This window comes from Allofournierella sp. (assembly GCF_017889395.1).
GTDB lineage: Bacteria > Bacillota > Clostridia > Oscillospirales > Ruminococcaceae > Allofournierella.
In genome coordinates, this window is sequence record NZ_JAGHKE010000135.1 from 1 (window position 1) to 3,561 (window position 3,561).

The 3,561-nt window shown below is 62.6% G+C and carries 3 protein-coding genes; 2 read left to right on the plus strand and 1 reads right to left on the minus strand.

The window, feature by feature from the left end; genetic code table 11:
* On the plus strand, positions 1–1,539 hold a 1,539-nt coding region (locus tag J7G73_RS12645; protein ID WP_291246523.1), incomplete at its 5' end, for a glycoside hydrolase family 13 protein.
* Between the two features lie 54 nt (positions 1,540–1,593).
* Here J7G73_RS12645 and J7G73_RS12650 read toward each other — a convergent pair.
* Complete coding sequence (locus J7G73_RS12650) at positions 1,594–2,325, minus strand: bifunctional 2-polyprenyl-6-hydroxyphenol methylase/3-demethylubiquinol 3-O-methyltransferase UbiG (RefSeq protein WP_291246524.1); 732 nt, start codon at positions 2,323–2,325, stop codon at positions 1,594–1,596.
* 376 nt (positions 2,326–2,701) lie between these two features.
* Here J7G73_RS12650 and J7G73_RS12655 point away from each other — a divergent pair, with 376 nt between their 5' ends.
* Positions 2,702–3,559, plus strand: coding sequence for a hypothetical protein (locus tag J7G73_RS12655; protein WP_291246525.1), 858 nt, complete (start codon positions 2,702–2,704; stop codon positions 3,557–3,559).
* The last annotated feature ends 2 nt before the right edge of the window (positions 3,560–3,561 follow it).

Here is a 3,561-nt window from a genome sequence, read left to right on the forward strand (position 1 = left end):
GACCGCATCTACCGGGAGAACAAGCACGGCGAGCCCTACTTCTGGCCCAACGAAGAGGGCGGCTATCTGAACATGGACTACTTCGGCGGCGACTTTGCGGGCATCATGGAAAAGCTGCCCTATTTGAAGGAGCTGGGGGTCAGCTGGATCTATCTGAACCCCATCTTCGAGGCCCATTCCAACCACCGCTACAACACCGCTGACTACCTGAATCCGGACCCGCTGCTGGGCACCAAAGAAGAGTTCAGCCAGCTGTGCGCCGCGGCCCGCCGCCAGGGCATCCGCATCATTCTGGACGGCGTGTTCAGCCACACCGGCTCGGACTCCATCTACTTCAACCGGGAGGGCCGCTACGGCCCGGGCGGTGCCTACCACGACCCCCAGAGCCCCTATCGCAGCTGGTACGATTTCAGCCCCAACTATGCCTGCGGCTACCGCAGCTGGTGGGGCTTCGAGAGCCTGCCCGAGGTGCAGGAGAGCGACCCGGCCTACCGCCAGTTTATCTGCGGCAAGGGCGGCGTGATCGACACCTGGCTGAGCCTGGGCGCGTCCGGCTTCCGGCTGGATGTGGCGGACGAATTGCCGGATGATTTCATCGAGGAGATCCGCAAGGCGGTGAAGGCCCACGGGCCGGACTGCTACCTGCTGGGCGAGGTTTGGGAGGACGCCACCACCAAGGAGGCCTACGGCGTGCGCCGGACCTATCTTTTGGGCAACGGGCTGGACGCGGTGATGAACTACCCCTTCCGCAACGCGGTGCTGGGCTTTTTGAAGGGCCGCAGCGCGGCGGACACCGCCGAGGACATCATGGCCATCTGCGAGCATTACCCGGCTCCGGCGCTGCACTGCCTGATGAACTTCATGAGCACCCACGACACCGAGCGGGCGCTCACCGCCATTGCGGACGAACCCTCGGACGGCAAGGACCGGTACTGGCAGAGCGGCCGCACCCTGCCCCGGGACCGGTACGACCACGGCGTGCGGCTGCTGCGGCTGGCCTACGCCATGATCTTTACGCTGCCCGGCGTGCCCAGCATCTATTACGGCGACGAGATCGCCATGCAGGGCTACCGGGACCCCTTCAACCGGGCCTACTTTAACTGGGAATCCACCGAGAGCCGGGTGCGCCCGGTGCTGCGCCAGCTGGCCCACCTGCGCCGGGAGTGCGACGCCTTCGCCGAGGGCGACATGCAGATCATCAAGGCGGAGGGCGATGTGCTGCACTACCGCCGCACCGGCTGTGCCCAGATGGCGGAGATCATCGTGAACCGGTCCTCCCGGCTGATCGTGGAGGAGGCCTTCGGCAAGCACACCGAGGTGAACCCCTACGGCTTCACCATCCTGGTGGAGGATGTGCCCCCGCCCCCGGCCCCCGTGCTGGAAAAGCAATCCATGGAAGAGCCGGGTCTCACCCCGCCCGCAAAGGCGGCGAAACCGGCCAAAGCTCCTGCCCAGGCAAAGGCGGAATCCAAGCCCGAAGCCAAAGCCGAAAAAGCCCCCAAAGCGGAAGTCAAGGCCGAACCCAAGGCGAACAAATAAGCAAAACAAAAAGCCAGAGCAAAACGCTCTGGCTTTTTGTTTGACGCAAAACGATTACTGCTTCTGGGCGGCCACCAGCAGCATCATGGGGCGGCGCAGCTCGTCCCGCATGCCGGGCAGGTCCAGCATGTCCTCCGGGGGCTGGGGCTCCACCACATGGCGCAGCGCAAAACCGCTTTGCAGCAGCGTTTCCAGGTAGGTGGTGAGGGTGCGGTGATATTTGGTCACCGTCTCGCCCAGGAACACCGCCTGCCGCTGGCCCTCGAAGCTGTAGCGGTCCACCGGGAAGTGCAGGATCTCCCCGTCCGGGCCATAGTACCAGTCCTGGCTGCCGTAAGCGGTGAAGACCGGGTGCTCCACCGAAAAGACGAACGCTCCGCCCGGCGTGAGCCATTCATGAATGTGCTCCACCAGCGGCGCGAAGTCCCGCACGTAGTGGAAGGCCAGCGAGCTGAGCACCACCTCAAAGCTGCCCGGGGCAAAGGCCAGGTCCTCCATGGCGGCGCGGCGGTACTGGATGACCGCCCCGCTGTTCTTTTCGCGGGCTGTGGCCAGCATCTTCTCGGAAAGGTCCACCCCCAGCACCGCGGCCGCGCCCTGCCGGGCCGCATAGGCGCAGTGCCAGCCATAGCCGCAGCCCAGGTCCAGCACCCGCCTGCCCGCAAACTCCGGCAGCAGCTTTTCCAGCTCGTGCCATTCGCCCGCACCTGCCAGGCCCTTTTGCGAGCGGGCCATCTGGCTGTACTTTTCAAAAAACTTCGGATCGTCGTATTTGTTCTGTTTCATTGTTTGTTCCTCCCATGTAAGGCTTCCGTGTGTTCGGTCTGCTCACATGGGTTCATGCAATTTTCTGCGCAAGGATACCGCCGCGCATCCCATCACTTCCTTTTTCGGCTTTGCCCCCATTATACCACCTCTTCCCCACCGCGAAAAGCCCGGATTTTTCCGCCATTTGACCCTTGAAAAGCCCGGATTTTTTTGCATTTTGACCCTGGAAAGCCCGGCCCGACCCGTGCTACCATATAAACTGAAAAGATCAGGCGGAGCCGGTGCGGGCCCCGCCTTTTTTGCAAACCGTCATCCGGTGCGCCTTGGGCAAACACAGGCGCGCCGGGGGCGGTTTTTGTTTTCCCGGTCTATTTTCAAAAAAGGAGGGTCACACATGCGTTATTCCTTTGATACCGAAGCCGCCGCCCGCTACGGCGTGGAGGAAGCCATTCTTTTGGATCACATCCGGTTCTGGTGCGAGAAAAATCAGTCGAACCCGGACTGCCAGAAAGAAGGCCGCTGCTGGATGTACGCCAGCGCCACCCGGCTGGCGGAACATTTTTCCTTCTGGAGCGTGCCTCAGATCCGCCGCCTGCTGAAAAGTCTTGTCCGGCAGGGCGCACTTATAGAGGGCCGCTTCGGCCGGTTTGCCTTTGACCGCACGTTGTGGTATGCAGTCAGCGAATCCGTTCTTTCCATGTTTCAAAATCGTCACTTGCAACAAACGAATCCGCAACATTCAAGTGATGAATCCGAAAGAGCTATAAAAGATACCCAAAAAGATATCCAAGAAGATACCCAACACACATACACCGCCTGCGGCGGACGTGCGTCTTCCCCCTCCTCTGAGAACACACCGAAGACTGAACCCAAGTCCGAACAGCTCTCGGCCGATACGCCAGCCGGCTTTGAGCGGTTCTGGCAGGCCTATCCCCGCAAGGCGGACAAGCGGGCGGCTCTTTTGGCCTGGAAGGCCCTGCGGCCGGACACAGCCCTTGTAAACACCATGCTGGCCGCTTTGACCACCCAATCCGAAAGCGCCCCCTGGAAGGAGGCAGGCGGGCGGTATATCCCCCACCCGGCCCGCTGGCTGACCCACCGCCGCTGGGAGGATGCGGCCCCCACCGCCCAGGCGCAGAAGTACCACATGCCCGCCTGGCTCCAGCAGACCAGCCGCCCCTTTGACCCAGCCACCGCCGTGGACTTTCTGGCCCCGCGCCGCCCCCGCCGCCTCAAGCGGCCGGAGGACTGACC